8 protein-coding genes and 3 pseudogenes are annotated in these 16,001 nt (G+C 67.9%); 10 read left to right on the top strand and 1 reads right to left on the bottom strand.

The genetic code is table 11. From position 1 onward, the window contains the following. From AC2W7J_RS07370 to AC2W7J_RS07335, 8 genes and pseudogenes are all read left to right on the top strand, one after another. A pseudogene (locus AC2W7J_RS07370) lies at nt 1–377 on the top strand (ribonuclease D); the annotation flags it as partial. Between the two features lie 556 nt (nt 378–933). Beyond that, complete coding sequence (locus AC2W7J_RS07365; RefSeq protein ID WP_485981928.1) at nt 934–2,145, top strand: thiolase family protein; 1,212 nt, start codon at nt 934–936, stop codon at nt 2,143–2,145. Nucleotides 2,146–2,147: 2 nt separating this feature from the next. Next, nucleotides 2,148–4,220: a 3-hydroxyacyl-CoA dehydrogenase NAD-binding domain-containing protein gene (locus tag AC2W7J_RS07360; RefSeq protein WP_485981927.1), complete on the top strand. Its 2,073-nt coding sequence runs from the start codon at nt 2,148–2,150 to the stop codon at nt 4,218–4,220. A 122-nt stretch (nt 4,221–4,342) separates the two neighbouring features. After that, nucleotides 4,343–4,538 (top strand): annotated as a pseudogene (locus AC2W7J_RS07355) (transposase); the annotation flags it as partial. Nucleotides 4,539–4,601: 63 nt separating this feature from the next. Continuing rightward, nucleotides 4,602–5,870 carry a glucose-1-phosphate adenylyltransferase family protein gene (locus AC2W7J_RS07350; RefSeq protein ID WP_485981929.1) on the top strand — a complete coding sequence of 423 codons (1,269 nt, stop codon included), beginning with the start codon at nt 4,602–4,604 and terminating at the stop codon, nt 5,868–5,870. A gap of 154 nt (nt 5,871–6,024) precedes the next feature. Next, on the top strand, nt 6,025–7,878 hold the full coding sequence (gene nhaA / locus AC2W7J_RS07345) for a Na+/H+ antiporter NhaA (protein WP_485981926.1): 1,854 nt from the start codon (nt 6,025–6,027) through the stop codon (nt 7,876–7,878). Between the two features lie 190 nt (nt 7,879–8,068). After that, a pseudogene (locus AC2W7J_RS07340) lies at nt 8,069–10,677 on the top strand (excinuclease ABC subunit UvrA). A 307-nt stretch (nt 10,678–10,984) separates the two neighbouring features. After that, the gene (locus AC2W7J_RS07335; RefSeq protein ID WP_485981925.1) at nt 10,985–12,526 is read left to right on the top strand and encodes a helix-turn-helix domain-containing protein; all 1,542 of its coding nucleotides are present in this window, start codon (nt 10,985–10,987) and stop codon (nt 12,524–12,526) included. Between the two features lie 161 nt (nt 12,527–12,687). Here the strand turns inward: AC2W7J_RS07335 and AC2W7J_RS07330 are convergent, their stop codons facing one another. After that, nucleotides 12,688–14,145: a GntP family permease gene (locus AC2W7J_RS07330; RefSeq protein ID WP_485981924.1), complete on the bottom strand. Its 1,458-nt coding sequence runs from the start codon at nt 14,143–14,145 to the stop codon at nt 12,688–12,690. Nucleotides 14,146–14,325: 180 nt separating this feature from the next. Here AC2W7J_RS07330 and AC2W7J_RS07325 point away from each other — a divergent pair, with 180 nt between their 5' ends. Further along, nucleotides 14,326–15,108: a 3-hydroxybutyrate dehydrogenase gene (locus AC2W7J_RS07325; protein ID WP_485981923.1), complete on the top strand. Its 783-nt coding sequence runs from the start codon at nt 14,326–14,328 to the stop codon at nt 15,106–15,108. Between the two features lie 26 nt (nt 15,109–15,134). Continuing rightward, a partial coding sequence (locus AC2W7J_RS07320; RefSeq protein WP_485981922.1) for a GAF domain-containing protein occupies nt 15,135–16,001 on the top strand: 867 nt, incomplete at its 3' end.

Here is a 16,001-nt window from a genome sequence, read left to right as displayed (position 1 = left end):
CGATCCAGCGCAGCCAGCGCGCCTGGCTCGACGCCGTCGCCCGGGCACGACGCCTGCCCGACGACGAGCTGCCGCCGGCCTCGGTCAAGTCCGACGGCCCTCCGCCGCAGCGCTCCTGGGCCAACCGCGACCCGCTCGCCGCCGACCGACTGACGGCCACCCGCGAGGCCCTGGGCAGCTTCGCCGACGAGCGCACCATCCCGATCGAGAACGTCTGCTCCCCCGACCCCCTTCGCCGGGTCGTGTGGTCACCGCCGCAGGACCGCAGCCCGGAGGGCTTCGCCGAGGCCCTCGCCGACCTCGGCGTGCGCCCCTGGCAGCGCGAGATCGTCGCCCCCATGCTCGCCGACGCCTTCGCCGCCCACCCCGACGCCTGACGGCCCCTCGGGGGCGGGCCCCACAACGGGTGGAGGTACCAGCGACCTGATAGTCGGACGCGATCACCTCAATCCACCACTCGGGGGCGGGGCGCGGGAGCGGGTGGAGGTAGCAGCGACCGGATAGTCGGACGCGATCACCTCAACCCGGCAGTCGGGCGCGGGGCTGCCTTCGAGGCGGCCGCGGGTGAGGCGCAGGTCGAAGGGGGATGTCGGCGCACATCAAGCCGAAGTCAGGCAGGACAACCTCCGGCCATGCGCGAACGAAGGACTTCGGCGGGCGCCGACGTCCCCCTTCGTCCGGAGCCGGGTCTCGAGGCTCGTCGCAGCGCGCCGGCCCTCCTCGCCGGGAGCGGGTCGGGCGCTGACGTCCCCCGTCGACCGGAGCCGGGGTCTCGAGGCTCGTCGCAGAGCTCCTTGCACCTCGACCACCGGAGGCGAACGTGGGCGGGGTCACGTGAGGCGCACCTGTCCGAGGTGAGCAAGCGCTTAGTAGCCTGATCGCGGACGGGCTCCAGCCCGTCGTGCCACCTGCACCACGACAGAGAGGCCCACCGTGCCCCGCACTTCACGTGAGGTCGTCTTCGTCGACGGCGTTCGCACGCCGTTCGGCAAGGCCGGGGAGAAGGGCATGTATGCCCAGACCCGCGCCGACGACCTCGTCATCACCTGCATCCGCGAGCTCATGCGCCGTCACCCGGAGCTGCCGCCCGAGCGGGTCGAGGAGGTCGCGATCGCGGCCACGACCCAGATCGGTGACCAGGGCCTGACCCTGGGCCGCATGGCCTCCCTGCTGTCCGGGCTGCCCAACACCACGCCCGGCTACTCCATCGACCGCATGTGCGCCGGCGCGATGACCGCGGTGACCAACATCGCCGGTGCCATCTCCTTCGGCTCGATCGACGTCGCCGTCGCCGGCGGTGTCGAGCACATGGGCCGCCACCCGATGGGTGAGGGCGTCGACCCCAACCCGCGCGTCGTCTCGGAGAAGCTCGTCGACCCGTCGGCCCTCGTCATGGGCAAGACGGCGGAGAACCTGCACGACCGCTACCCGAGCCTGACCAAGCAGCGCTCGGACGAGTTCGCGGTCAACAGCCAGCGCAAGCTCGCCCAGGCCTACGAGGACGGCAAGATCCAGCCCGACCTCGTGCCGGTCGCGACCCGCCACTCCGAGAAGGGCTGGGGTCTCGCGACGACCGACGAACCGCCGCGCCCGCAGACGACCCTCGAGTCGCTGCAGACCCTGAAGACCCCCTTCCGCCCCCACGGCAAGGTCACCGCCGGCAACGCCGCCGGGCTCAACGACGGCGCGACCGCCTGCATCCTCGCCGCGGAGGAGACCGCCGCCGAGCTCAGCCTGCCCGTCGGCATGCGCCTCGTCGAGTTCGCCTTCGTCGGCGTCGAGCCGGAGGTCATGGGCTACGGCCCGGTCCCCGCCGCCGAGAAGGCGCTGGCCAAGGCCGGCCTGACGATCGACGACATCGGTCTCTTCGAGCTCAACGAGGCCTTCGCGGTCCAGGTGCTCTCCTTCCTCGAGCACTTCGGCATCGACGACGACTCCGACAAGGTCAACCGCTACGGCGGCGCCATCGCGACCGGTCACCCGCTCGCCTCCTCGGGGGTGCGCCTCATGACGCAGCTGTCCCGGCAGTTCGCCGAGGACCCGAGCGTCCGCTACGGCATGACCGCGATGTGCATCGGCATCGGCATGGGCGGCGCCGTCATCTGGGAGAACCCGCACCACGCCGACTACGGCAAGGAGAACTGAGCATGAGCGAGCCCAAGCCCGAGGTCGTCACCCGCGCCCTCGTCCAGGACGTCCAGCTCCCCGCCGACGGCGGCACGCTGGCCCTCGTCACGCTGGACAACGGCCACGACCACACCAAGCCCAACACCTTCGGCCTCGAGGGCATGGCCGGCCTGCGCGCCGCCGTCGCCACGCTGCAGCAGCGCGCCGAGGCCGGCGAGATCGTCGCCGTCGCCGTCACCGGCAAGCCCTTCATCTTCGCCGTCGGCGCCGACCTCACCGGAGTCCCGGGCATCACCAGCCGCGAGCAGGCGCTCGAGATCGCCCGCACCGGCCACGCGGCCTACGCGGCGATCATGGACCTGCCCGTGCCGACCTTCGCCTTCGTCAACGGCGCGGCGATGGGCGGCGGTGTCGAGCTGGCCCTCTCGTGCGACTACCGCACGATGAGCACGGCCGTGCCGGCCATCGCGCTGCCCGAGGTCTTCCTCGGGCTCGTCCCCGGCTGGGGCGGCTGCTACCTGCTGCCGCGCCTGCTCGGCCCGGAGAAGGCCCTCAAGGTCATCGTCGAGAACCCGCTCAACACCAACCGGATGCTCAACGGGCCCGCGGCCGCGAAGCTCGGGATGGCCGACGCGCTCCTCGACGCCGCCGACTTCCTCGAGCAGTCGATCATCTGGGCCGCGGGTGTCCTCGCCGGCGAGACGAAGGTCGAGCGGGAGCAGGTCAGCGACGACGCCGCCGTGTGGGAAGCCGCTGCCGCAGCCGCCACGAAGCTGGCCGACGCGAAGACCGCACGGAAGTCCCCCTCGCCCTACCGGGCCATCGAGCTGGTGACCGCCGCCCGCACGGCCGAGCGCGACGCCGCCTTCGCCGCCGAGGACGAGGCCCTGGCCGACCTGCTCATGGGTGACGAGCTGCGCGCCGGCCTGTACTCCTTCGACCTGGTGCAGAAGCGGGCGAAGCGCCCCGCCGGCGCCCCCGACAAGGCGCTCGCGCGCCCGGTCGGCAAGGTCGGCATCGTCGGCGCCGGCCTCATGGCCAGCCAGCTGGCGATGCTCTTCATCCGCTCGCTCAAGGTGCCGGTCGTCATGACCGACCTCGACCAGGAGCGGGTCGACAAGGGCGTCGCCTATGTCCACGGCGAGATCGACTCCTCCCTGGCCAAGGGCAAGATCACGCAGGACAAGGCCAACCAGCTCAAGGGCCTGATCACCGGCTCCACGAGCAAGGAGGGCTTCGCCGACGCCGACTTCGTCATCGAGGCCGTCTTCGAGGAGATGGGCGTCAAGAAGAAGGTCTGGGCCGAGGTGGAGCAGATCGTCACCCCCGAGTGCGTCCTCGCCTCCAACACCTCGTCGCTCTCGATCACCGAGATGGCGTCCGAGCTGCAGCACCCGGAGCGGGTCGTGGGCTTCCACTTCTTCAACCCCGTCGCCGTCATGCCGCTGCTCGAGATCATCCCGGGCGAGCGGACCGACGACGCCGCGCTGGCGACGGCCTTCGCCACGGGCAAGGGCCTGAAGAAGACCTGCATCCTCGTCAAGGACAGCCCCTCCTTCATCGCCAACCGTCTGCTCGGTCGCTTCATGGGCGAGTTCTCGAAGATCGTCGACGAGGGCACGCCGGTCGAGGTCGCCAACGAGGGCATCGCGGGCCTGGCCCCGATGCCGCCGCTGGTCCTCGTCGGTCTCGTCGGCCCGGCGATCGCGCTGCACAACAGCGAGACGCTCCACCGTGAGCTCGGCGAGCGCTTCTACGTCTCGCCGAACCTCAAGGCGCTCGTCGAGGCCGGCAAGCGCTCCTACGACGACGAGGGAGCGGCCGAGCTGCTCACCGCTCCGGAGTCCCCCGTCGTGCTCACCGCGCAGCAGGTGCGCGAGCGCGTCCTCGGCGTCCTCGCCGAGGAGGTGCGCACGATGCTCGACGACGGGGTCGCGCAGGCCCCGATGGACATCGACCTCGCGATGATCACCGGTGCCGGCTTCCAGTTCTGGAACGGCGGCCTCACCCCGCTCCTGGACCGTGAGGGCGTCTCGGAGAAGGTCACCGGTCAGCGCTTCCTGCCGAAGGGTGTGGCCAGCGTCCCCGCCTGATGCGTCGGCAGCATGACGAGGCCTGACCGGCTTCCGGCATGTCGAAGGGGAGGTCCCGACGACGACCTTCGCTTCTCGTGGTCCTCGCAACTCCTGCGTCCGAGGAGTTGCGAGGACCACGGTCGTTTCGACGTGAGGAAGGGCCGAGGGGCCTGGCGGTGACCAACGCCGTCATGGTGATCGTCGTGGGCGTCAACGGCGACGGGCAGCGCGAGGTCTTGGACCTGCGGGTAGACACCAGGGAGACAGGCGGCGCGGAACGAGTTCTTCGCCGAACTGACCGGGCTGACCGGGGTAGGCCCGGCCACCAGCGACGCCGCTGGTTATCAGGGTCTAGATTGGCATCTCGACCTGGACGCTGTCGCGAGGGGACGTCATGAGATGAGTGCGGATCTGGGTATGTCGAGCGTCGTCCCCCTCTCCCGCATCCCGAAGATCGTCGGGGTCGTCCAGGCGGGCGGTCAGGGCTCCCGGATGGACGTCCTCACGCGTGAGCGCGCCAAGCCCGCCCTCCCCTTCGCCGGCAGCTACCAGCTCGTCGACTTCGCACTGAGCAACTTCGGCAACAGCGGCATCCCTGACGTGTGGGTCTCGGTGCAGTACGAGGCGTCCTCGCTCGACCGCCACCTCGCCGGTGGGCGGCCCTGGGACCTCGACCGCACCCGCGGCGGCTACCGGCGGCTCGTGCCGGAGGAAGGGCAGGCCAGCGGATCCGAGGGCTTCAGCGCCGGCAACGCCGACGACCTGCTGAAGATGGGTGCCCAGCTGCGTGAGGCGGGCGCCGAGGTCGTCGTCGTGACGAGCGCCGACCAGGTCTACCGCCTCGACATGCGGGCCGTCATCGCCCAGCACCTCGCGCGCGGGTCCGAGGCCACGATCGTCACCGTCGAGGTGCCGCTCGCGCAGGCCAAGCACAAGACGGTCGTCGACGTCGGCCGGGACGGCGTCGTGCAGGGGCTGACCGACAAGCCCACCGGCCCGCCGCACGGGACGATCGCCGCCGAGATCTTCGTCTACGACGTCCCGGTGCTGCTGCGCACGCTCGACGCGATCCGGCACGAACGGGCGCAGGCCGACCCAGGGCTCACGGACGGGATCGGCGACTTCCCTGACCGCCTGCTCCCGCGGCTCGTCGAGGGCGGGAAGACCCACGCGTACGCGCTCACGGGCTACTGGCGCGACCTCGGCCGCCCCTCCGCCTACCTCGCCGCGCACCGCGAGCTGCTGCGCGGACGAGTCGACGTCTTCGACGACCCGGCGTGGCCGATCCTCACCCGGTCGCCGGAGATGCCGCCGCCGATGATGCACGCGGGCAGCGTCGTCGAGGACTCGATGATCAGCCCCGGGTCGCACGTGCACGGCACCGTGCGCCGCAGCGTCGTCGGACCGGGCTGCGTCGTCGAGGCGGGAGCGGTGGTCGAGGACTCGGTGCTCATGCACCGGGTGCGGGTCGCGTCCGGTGCACAGGTCTACGCCTCGGTTGTCGACGACTCGTGCCGGGTCGGCGAGGACGCGCAGGTCGGGGCCCAGCCGAAGCGCTGGCCGCCCTCGGACTCCGCCGTCGTGCTCGTCGGTCGTGAGTCGCACGTGGCGAAGGGGGTCGTCCTCGAGCCGGGAGCCCGCCTCGAGCCCGGCACGACTGCGAGCTGAACGAGCCCCCACTCCTTCGGTGTTCCTGAGTCGTGGACTCCGCGTAGGGCAGATGTCGTCACTGGCCCGTGTGCGGACCCGGGGACGCTTCGTGAAGCCTGTGCTCACGCGGGCAGTGAAGGGTTCACGGGGCTGCTCTAGGTAAACTCCCCGCATGGAAAACACGGCACCAGGTCGCCTGGGTCCCGGTCACATTGCACGCAGTTTACGGACGGAGTCCGGATCGGCGATGTTTCTGGCGCTCGTGACCGTCATGGCGCTCGTCTGGGCGAACTCGCCGTTGTCTGAAAGCTATTTCGAACTGTGGCATCAGGAAGTCGGTTTCGATGTCGGCCCCGCCGGCATGCATATGAATCTGCATCATTGGATCAACGACGGCCTGATGGTGATCTTCTTCTTTGTTGTCGGATTGGAGGTTCGACAGGAGTTCGCGCACGGGACTTTACGGGATCGCAGCCGTGCTCAACTCGCTGCGATGGCTGGAGTTGCAGGTGTCGCTCTTCCGGCTCTGGTCTATGTGCTTGTCGTCAGCGTGTCCGGCGGGAGCGGACTTGGCGGATGGGGTGCTGTCGTCGGAACCGATACAGCATTCATGCTGGGCGCACTCGCCATAGTGGGTCCACGACTGTCTGGCCAGTTGCGTGTCTTCCTCCTCACCCTGACAGTGGTCGATGACTTTCTAGCGGTATCGATCATTGGAATTGTCTATAGCGATCAGATCAAGCTTGTCCCCTTGTCGATCGCTCTCGCCTGCCTCATCGGCTTGTGGGGACTCGGCCGCTCACAGCAGTGGAATGCCGCACCTTATGTGATCCTTGTGATTGTCATGTGGTTCGCCACTGTCTCTTCCGGGGTGCACGCCTCACTCGCCGGCATGCTCGCCGGTCTACTGATCCCCGCCTACCCCACTCAGCGCCAAGAGGTAGTCGCCGCCCGCCAGTTCTTCCGTGACTTCTGGCAGTCGCCCAGCGCCGCGTCGGCGCGCAGTGTCAGCCGTGGCCTGGCCCGGGGGATCTCGGTGAACGAGAGAATGCACGAAGTCCTTCGCCGCCCCACTGCACTGCTTGTCGTACCGATCTTCGCTCTCGCCAATGCCGGCGTCGACCTCAGGGGTGGACTCCTGGCAGATTCCTTCGGATCATCCGTGACCTGGGGGGTCATTGCTGGCCTCGTACTCGGCAAGCTTGTCGGAATTGGCGTTGTCACTCTCCTGGCGGTCAGGATGGGCCTTGGTCGACTCCCGGAAGGAGTGGGTATGGGCAGCGTCTTCGGCGGTGCAGCACTTTCAGGCATCGGGTTCACCGTCTCTCTGCTCATCATCGGACTTGCTTTCGGCTCGACAACCGACCTCGGGCGACAGGCGACGCTTGGGGTGCTGGTGTCCATGGTGCTCGCCGTCGCCCTCGGCTGGTTGATATTCAAGATCGCCGCTCAGCGGTGGGGCGAGGAAAGTGCAGATCTCCCCATGGTGCTCGACCCCGCAGTCGACCCCGAAGTTGACCACATCCGCGGCCCGGAGGACGCCAGGCTGACGCTGGTCGAATACATCGACTTCGAGTGCGAGTACTGTGCACACGCCACTGGCTCCTGGGAAGATCTGAGTGGGCACTTCGGTGACGATCTTCGTTACGTCGTGCGGCATCTTCCCCACCACCCACATGGGCCGCTGGCTGCAAAGGCATCTGAAGCAGCTGCGAACCAGGGCGAGTTCTGGACATGGCTCGATTTCGTCTTCACCCATCAGGACGCGCTCGAGCGAGAGCACCTTATTGGTTACGCGGAAGAACTCGGACTAGACGTCGATCGCTTCGTACAGGACATGGACAGCGAGGCTGTCGCAGAACGAGTCAACCGCGATCTCGTGAGCGCCGAGAACAGCGGAGCCCATGCCACCCCAACCTTCTTCGTCGAAGGTCACCGCTTGCTGGGCGACTATGACGCCCGGACGTTGACTGCGGCGCTCGAGTCCAGCAGGCGCGGCACACGAACCCAGGTGGCCTCTGTCTGAGATGGATCGGGACGACACCGCTGACTCGCTCTTTCGTGATCTCGGCGCGCGCGTGGTTGCCAGAGGTCAGTCGGAAGGCGTCGCAAGTACGACGCTGGCCCAGCTGCCAGTCTGCGGTCGTAACGTGCCTGCTGTCGGGAACGGAAATTACTGGCACATGACGCCCGCCCATGGTTGATAACGTTGGCTCATGACCCCGCCCTCCACGCAGACTGATGAAGACTCAGCCTTCATTCAACCGGACGTTCGAGTGCGCGGCGCCCGCGAGCACAACCTCAAAAATATCGACCTGTCAATACCGCGTGATGCCATGGTGGTGTTCACTGGCGTCTCTGGCTCGGGAAAGTCCTCGCTGGCCTTCGGCACGCTATATGCGGAGTCCCAGCGACGTTACTTGGAATCGGTTGCACCGTATGCCAGGCGCCTCATCGACCAGGCGGGAGTCCCCGAGGTGGACTCCATCACCGGAATGCCGCCCGCCGTGGCATTGCAGCAACAACACGGCGGGCGCAGCACCCGCTCAACGGTCGGAAGCATCACGACGCTCTCCAGCCTGGTTCGCATGCTGTACTCCCGCGCGGTACATATCCGGAGGGGCAGCCGATGCTCTATGCAGAGGACTTCTCGACCAATACTGTCGAGGGTGCTTGCCCAGAATGCCACGGTATCGGCCGGGTCTACGACGTGCCAGAGGACACGATGGTCCCCGATCCGACACTGACGATCCGAGAGCGCGCCATCGCCTCGTACCCCACGGCGTGGCATGGGCACCAACTGAGAGATGTCCTCGTCGGGCTTGGTTACGACGTCGACGTGCCGTGGAAGGACCTCCCGAAGAAAGACCGCGACTGGATCCTCTACACGGATGAAACGCCTTACGTTCCCGTCCACTCACGACTCACCCTTGCTGAAGCGCGTGAAGCCATAGACGCCGGAGTCGAGCCCAGCTATTCCGGAACCTTCGTAGGAGCGCGTCGCTATGTGCTTGACACGTTCGCGAATACGAAGAGCAAGTCGATGAAACGCCGTGTTGCTCAGTTCCTCACATCGGTCCCGTGTCCCGCATGCCATGGCAAACGTTTGAAGCCGGAAGCGCTATCGGTGACATTTGAGCAGCTCGACATCGCCGACTTCTCACAGCTGCCCTTGCATGAAGTCTTGTCTGTCATCGAAGCCGCAGTCGTCGCGGCGGAAAGCGCAACTGACGGTGCCGGTGACGAGTCCCGCTCCTCGGGTGGGGCGGTCGAAAAGCTGGCGGCAACCGTCCGCGTGGGGACCGGACTCGTCGATCGGATCCGTCCGATCATCGATCTCGGCCTGGGCTACCTGTCGTTGGATCGCACGTCCCCGACCCTCTCAGGCGGAGAACTTCAGCGTCTGCGTTTGGCAACCCAGCTGACGTCCGAACTTTTCGGCGTCGTCTACGTGTTGGACGAACCTTCCGCCGGGCTCCATCCGCAAGATGTCAGTGCGCTGTTGGACGTCCTCCAGGGGCTCAAGAAGCGCGGTAACAGCCTCTTCATCGTCGAGCACTCCGTCGACGTGATGCGGCGTGCGGATTGGCTTGTGGACATCGGGCCCGCCGCAGGTGAACGCGGAGGGCGTGTCATCTACAGCGGCCCGACCGAAGGACTGGCTGACGTCGAGGAATCCGCCACCCGAGACTACCTCTTCGGCGGCAACGGGCTCCCCCTTCATGAGCCAAGGAAGCCACACGGGTGGTTGCGTCTCGACAAGATCTCGCGCAACAACCTGCGGAGCATCTCCGTCGAGATCCCGTTGGGTGCACTCACAGCAGTCACAGGTGTGTCGGGGTCAGGCAAATCCAGTCTCGTCAGCCAAGTTCTCCCGACCTTGGTCAGTGAGCATCTCGGACGCCCCATCACAACTGATGAGCCAGTGCCCGACGGCGATGACATGCTGCTTTCCGATGGTTCCCAGGAACTCGAGGGTTCTGTCGCGGGTGACCTCACTGGAGTTCGCCGGGTAGTAACCATCGACCAGAAGCCGATCGGACGCACACCTCGGTCGAATGTCGCAACCTACACCGGCCTGTTTGACCACGTACGTCGCCGATTCGCCGAGACCTCGGAATCTCGTGCACGCGGCTACAAACCCGGGAGATTCTCATTCAACGTCGCCGGCGGCCGTTGCCCGACCTGCGAGGGAGAGGGATCAGTCATGGTTGAGTTGCTCTTTCTCCCTTCCGTGTACACGGAATGCCCGGAATGTCATGGCACCCGCTACCAGTCGAGCACTCTCGAGATCCTCTGGCACGGACGAAACATCGCGGAGATCCTCGCTATGAGCGTTGAGGATGCGCACGAATTCTTCGAGGGAGAGGCCGACATCATGCGCTCCCTGACCGCGCTCCTCGATGTCGGACTCGGTTACCTACGTCTCGGCCAACCCGCAACCGAGCTCTCTGGTGGTGAGGCCCAGCGAGTCAAGCTGGGCAGCGAGCTGCAGCGGGCTCAAAGCGGCGGCACTCTCTACGTACTCGATGAACCAACTTCCGGATTGCACTGCGCCGATACCGACCGGCTCGTAGCTCACCTGCAAACACTCGTGGACGCCGGGAACACCGTGGTCATGGTCGAGCTCGACATGCGAGTCATCGCACAGGCCGATCACGTCATCGATCTCGGGCCCGGCGCTGGGGACGACGGCGGACAGGTCGTCGCGGCCGGCACTCCAGCAGAGGTCGCCGGTTCGTCCACGAGCGCTTCGGCACGTTATCTGGCCACTGCGCTCGAAGAGGCTGCTGCCGTCTCGAGGGTGGACACAGTCGTTGCCTGAGGCAGCTGCGCGTGTAATGACATCTCGCTCCGGTCTGTCGTGACGTCGGTGGCGACGAAGTGGTGGTGGTGTGAGGTGAGTCGGGAAGGACGCAACGATCCCGGCCTCCCGTGCCAGGACGGCGGGATCCGCAGCAGGCGTAGGCGGCGATCGCGATCAGCAGCAGCGGGCACACGTCCGCGGGACTGGTCGTCGCCGCTCGCGGCACCGCACGTCCTGCACCTCCCGTGCCGATCGCGCTGACCGGCGACACGCGGGGAACGACGACGGGCGGCACCTATCTCATATATGGGTTACCGTGGTGGGTATGTCTGATGACTACCTCGCCCGAATCGGCACGACGATCAAGGAGGCGCGTCACCGCGCCGGCCTGTCTCAGGCCGACCTCGCCACCAAGCTCGAGACGAGCCAGAGCGCCGTCGCGCGCATCGAGGCTGGAGGGCAGAACCTCACGCTCGACAACCTCGCCCGGATCAGCGAAGCGCTCGACACCGAGCTCGTCGCGCTGACCCGTACCTCGACCAGTGGCGCCGTCCACCTGCAGATCGAGGGCGGCCGCCGCCTCTCCGGCGCCATCGACGTCAAGACGAGCAAGAATGCCGCCGTCGCGCTGCTGTGCGCCTCGCTGCTCAACAAGGGCACGACGACGCTGCGCAACCTCGCCCGCATCGAGGAGGTCAACCGCATCCTCGAGGTGCTGCACTCCATCGGCGTGCAGGCCCGCTGGCTGCCCGACAGCTCCGACCTCGAGATCATCCCGCCGGAGCGGCTCGACCTCGACGGCATGGACGAGGAGGCCGCCCGCCGCACGCGCACGGTCATCATGTTCCTCGGCCCGCTGCTGCACGAGTTCCCCTCCTTCCGCCTGCCCTACGCCGGCGGCTGCGACCTGGGCACCCGCACCGTCGAGCCGCACATGACCTCGCTGACCCACTTCGGTCTCGACGTCGAGGCGACGCACGGCTGGTACGAGGCCAAGGTGACCGGCCAGGGCACGCAGGACAAGACTTTCGTGCTCACCGAGCGCGGCGACACCGTGACCGAAAATGCGCTCATGGCGGCCGCTCGCCACCCGGGCCGCACGACGATCCGCAATGCCTCGCCCAACTACATGGTCCAGGACCTGTGCTTCTTCCTCGAGAAGCTCGGCGTCCGGGTCGAGGGCATCGGCACGACCACGCTCGTGGTCACCGGCGCGCGCGAGATCGACGTCGACGTCGAGTACTCGCCGAGCGAGGACCCGATCGAGGCGATGAGCCTCATCGCGGCCGCCGTCGTCACGAAGTCGGAGATCACCATCCGCCGCTCCCCCATCGAGTTCCTCGAGATCGAGCTGGCGACCCTCACCGGTATGGGCATGCAGTACTCGCTCTCCGAGGAGTACCTCGCGCACAACGGCCGCACCCGGCTCGTCGACATCACGACCCACCCCGGGCCGCTCAAGGCACCGATCGACAAGATCCACCCGATGCCCTTCCCGGGTCTGAACATCGACAACCTGCCCTTCTTCGCACTCATCGCCAGCTGCGCCGAGGGCACGACGACGATCCACGACTGGGTCTACGACAACCGCGCGATCTACCTGACCGAGCTCAACAAGATCGGTGGCCGGGTCACACTCATGGACCCGCACCGCGTGCTCGTCGAGGGCCCGGTCCGCTGGCGCGCCAACGAGGTCACCTGCCCGCCCGCGCTGCGCCCCGGAGTCGTCGTCCTGCTGGCGATGCTCGCCGCCCCGGGCACGTCCTACCTGCGCAACGTCTACGTCATCAACCGCGGCTACGAGGACCTCGCCGAGCGCCTCAACGCCTTGGGTGCCAGCGTGCACCCCTTCCGCGACATCGGCTGACGCCACCGCGGACGCACCACGACGAAGGGCAGGCCCCCACCGGTGATCCGGTGGGGGCCTCCCCTTCGTCACGGCGCTGGCGCGCCTCCTCAGGGCGGCGCCTTCGCGACGGCGCCTGCGTCAGAAGCTGCCGAAGACCGAGCCCAGCACGATGATCGTGATCAGGGCGAGGACCGGGACGCGATCGCGACGACCGCGATGTCCTTGTAGGACTGGCGGTGGCTCAGGCCGCAGATCGCCAGCAGCGTGATGACCGCGCCGTTGTGCGGCAGGGCGTCGAAGCCGCCGGAGGAGATCGCCGTGACGCGGTGGACGAGCTCGAGCGAGATGCCCTGCTCGACCGCCATCGTCTTGAACTGGTCGCCGAGGGCCTCGAGCGCGATGCTCATGCCGCCGGAGGCGGAGCCGGTGATGCCGGCGAGGACGTTGACCGACAGGGCCAGCGAGATGAGCGGGTTGCTCGAGACACCGAGGACGGCGTCCTTGATCGTGCCGAAGGCCGCGAGCGAGCTGATGACGGCGCCGTAGCCTACCTCGGAGGCGGTGTTGAAGATCGGCAGCAGCGAACCCATGGTGCCCTCGTTGACCGCGTCCTTGACGTCGACGATCCGGGTCCAGTTGGCCGCGAGAACCAGGGCGATCGACGCGACGAGGGCGACGATGATGCCCCAGATGCCGGCGACGTCCTCGATGCCGACGGAGCCGTAGGCCTCCTGCTTGAGGTAGGCGAAGTCCATCGAGGGGAAGATCCAGTTGACGAGCGCGTAGTTGAGCGCGATGACGACGACGATCGGCGCGAAGGCGATCACCCACGGCACGTGCGGACGGTCCATGAGCTGGGCATCGGCCTCGCTCTCCTCGACCTCGACCTTCTCCTTGACGGTGACGGCACCCTCACCGTCGGCGTCGCCGCGCGGCGCGTCGTCGGAGCCGGTGCGGCCACGACCGAAGAAGCCACCCCCGGTGGCGACTGGGGGCTCGTAGACCTCACCCGCGGCCACGAGCTTGCCCGAGCGGTACTGCAGCCAGGCGACACCGCCGACGAACATGATCAGGCCGGCGATGATGCCGAGGCCGGGCGCCGCGAAGGCATTGGTCGAGAAGTAGGGCGAGGGGATGGCGTTCTGGATGGCCGGGGTGCCCGGCAGGGCGGTCATCGTGAAGGTGAAGGAGCCGAGCGCGATGGTCGCCGGGATGAGCCGCTTCGGGATGCCCGACTCCTTGAAGAGGGCCGCGGCGATCGGGAAGACGGCGAAGGCGACGACGAAGAGCGAGACACCCCCGTAGGTGAGGATGCCGCAGGCGAGGGTGATCGCGAGGATCGCGCGCTGCGCACCGATCTTGTCGACGATGAAGTCGGCGATCGCCTTGGCCGAGCCGCTGACGTCCATGAGCTTGCCGAAGATCGCGCCGAGGAGGAAGAGCGGGAAGTACGTGATGGCGTACTTGCCCAGGGCCGGCATGAAGACCTGCGTGTACGTGGCGAGCAAGGGCCCCCCGGACATCAGGGTCGCCAGCAGGGCGAGGATCGGGGCGAGGATCAGCACGTTGATGCCGCGATAGGCCAGATACATCAGCAGGCCGAGCGAGGCGATGATGCCGACAAGTCCGAGGGACATCGGTGTCTCCTACTTTCGGGGGATCAGGGGTGGCGTCGGCGGGGCCGACGCCAGGTGTGGCGCCGTCGATGGTCGCACCGGCCACGAGTCGCGGCGTGGGTGTGTCGCCACACCATTTCACCGATATCACGTGGCGGCGCACCACTTCGCCGGCGTGGTCGGGCTCGTACCTTGCTCGTCATGAGCCAGCAGCCCGAGTCCGCACTCCTCACCGACCTCACCGGTCGTCACGTCCTCGTCACCGGCGCCGCGAGCGGGATCGGCGCCGCCTGCGTCGCGAGCTTCGCTGCCGCGGGGGCGCGCGTCACCGCGGTCGACCTCGACGAAGGGGGTCTGACCTCCCTGGCCGGCGGGCTGCCCGACCTGGCCGTGGAGACCCGGGGCCGTCGCCTCGCCGACCTCGACGGGCTGGCCGACCTGCCCGAGGACGTCGACGTCCTCGTCAACAACGCCGGCATCCAGCACGTCAGCCCGGTCCACGAGTTCCCGGTCGAGAAGTTCGACCTCATCCACAGGTTGATGCTCCAGTCCCCCTTCAGGCTCATCCGATCGGTCCTGCCGCACATGTACGCCCAGGGCTGGGGCCGGATCATCAACGTCTCGAGCGTCCACGGCCTGCGAGCCAGCGCCTACAAGTCGGCCTACGTCTCGGCGAAGCACGGGCTCGAGGGCCTGAGCAAGGTCGTGGCCCTCGAGGGCGCCGCCCACGGCGTGACGAGCAACTGCCTCAACCCCGCCTACGTGCGCACCCCGCTCGTGGAGAAGCAGGTGGCCGACCAGGCCCGCACCCACGGCATCGCCGAGGAGGAGGTCCTCGAGCAGATCATGCTCGGACCGGTCGCGATCAAGCGTCTCGTCGAGGTGGACGAGGTGGCCGCGATGGCGCTCTTCCTCTGCTCCCCCGCCGCCACGAGCATCACGGGGTCCTCGATGCCGGTCGACGGGGGCTGGACCGCACACTGAGCGGCCGCGTACCTAGGATGCAGGCCATGTCGGGCACCGAGGATCACGAGCAGACCGAGCAGGTGGTGCACCTGCTCGAGCTGCTCGCCGCAGACGCCCCGGTGGACCAGCTCGCCGACGCGCCGGCCCCCGAGCGGGCCCGCGACCTCGCCCTGCGCATCGGAGCCACCCGCGAGCTGCACCGGCGACGGGAGTCGGCGCAGTCCTCGCTGCTCGACATCGCCCGCGAGCTGTCGACGGAGAAGGAACCCGAGGTCGTCCTCGAGGCCATCGTGCGGCGGGCCCGCACCCTCATCGGCACCGACCTGGCCTACCTGACGCTCTACGACCCCGAGGCCGGCGACACCTTCATGAAGGTCACCGACGGCTCGGTGTCCGCGGACTTCCAGTCGCTGCGGCTCTCCCTCGGCGACGGCCTCGGCGGGCTCGTCGCCTCGACCCGCAAGCCCTACTGGACGGCCGACTACCCCGCCGACGAGCGCTTCAGCCACACCCACGAGATCGACCACGGGGTCGGCGACGAGGGCATCATCGCCATCTGCGGCACCCCGCTCATCGTCGAGTCCAACTTCGTCGGGGTGCTCTTCGCGGCCAACCGCAGCCCGCGCCCCTTCTCCCGGTCCGAGGTCGTCCTCCTCGGCGACCTCGCGGCCTTCGCCGCCCTGGCCATCGTCCAGACCCGTGCGCTCGCCGACGCGCAGACGGCCTTCGCCGCCCTCACCGAGGCGCACGAGACCGTCCGGCAGCAGGCCACCGGTGTCGCGCGCGCCGCGGCGGCCCACGACCGCTTCGCCTCCGTCGTCGCCTCGAGGGCGGTGGAGGTCGGCGACGTCACCGCGGGCCTCGTCGGACCTGCTCGGCTGGGTGGGCGGTGGTGTCTTGCGACGGCACCT

This window comes from Janibacter sp. CFPM2_SD2, from assembly GCF_057364645.1.
Note: the sequence above shows the minus strand (reverse complement) of the source record. Positions and strands in the feature narration are given on the sequence as shown.

Coding starts and splice junctions, on each gene's coding strand:
- nhaA (WP_485981926.1), top strand. CDS start 6,025: ATGGAAAACACGGCACCAGGTCGCCTGGGTCCCGGTCACATTGCACGC.
- AC2W7J_RS07325 (WP_485981923.1), top strand. CDS start 14,326: ATGAGCCAGCAGCCCGAGTCCGCACTCCTCACCGACCTCACCGGTCGT.
- AC2W7J_RS07335 (WP_485981925.1), top strand. CDS start 10,985: ATGTCTGATGACTACCTCGCCCGAATCGGCACGACGATCAAGGAGGCG.
- AC2W7J_RS07330 (WP_485981924.1), bottom strand. CDS start 14,145: ATGTCCCTCGGACTTGTCGGCATCATCGCCTCGCTCGGCCTGCTGATG.
- AC2W7J_RS07350 (WP_485981929.1), top strand. CDS start 4,602: ATGAGTGCGGATCTGGGTATGTCGAGCGTCGTCCCCCTCTCCCGCATC.
- AC2W7J_RS07360 (WP_485981927.1), top strand. CDS start 2,148: ATGAGCGAGCCCAAGCCCGAGGTCGTCACCCGCGCCCTCGTCCAGGAC.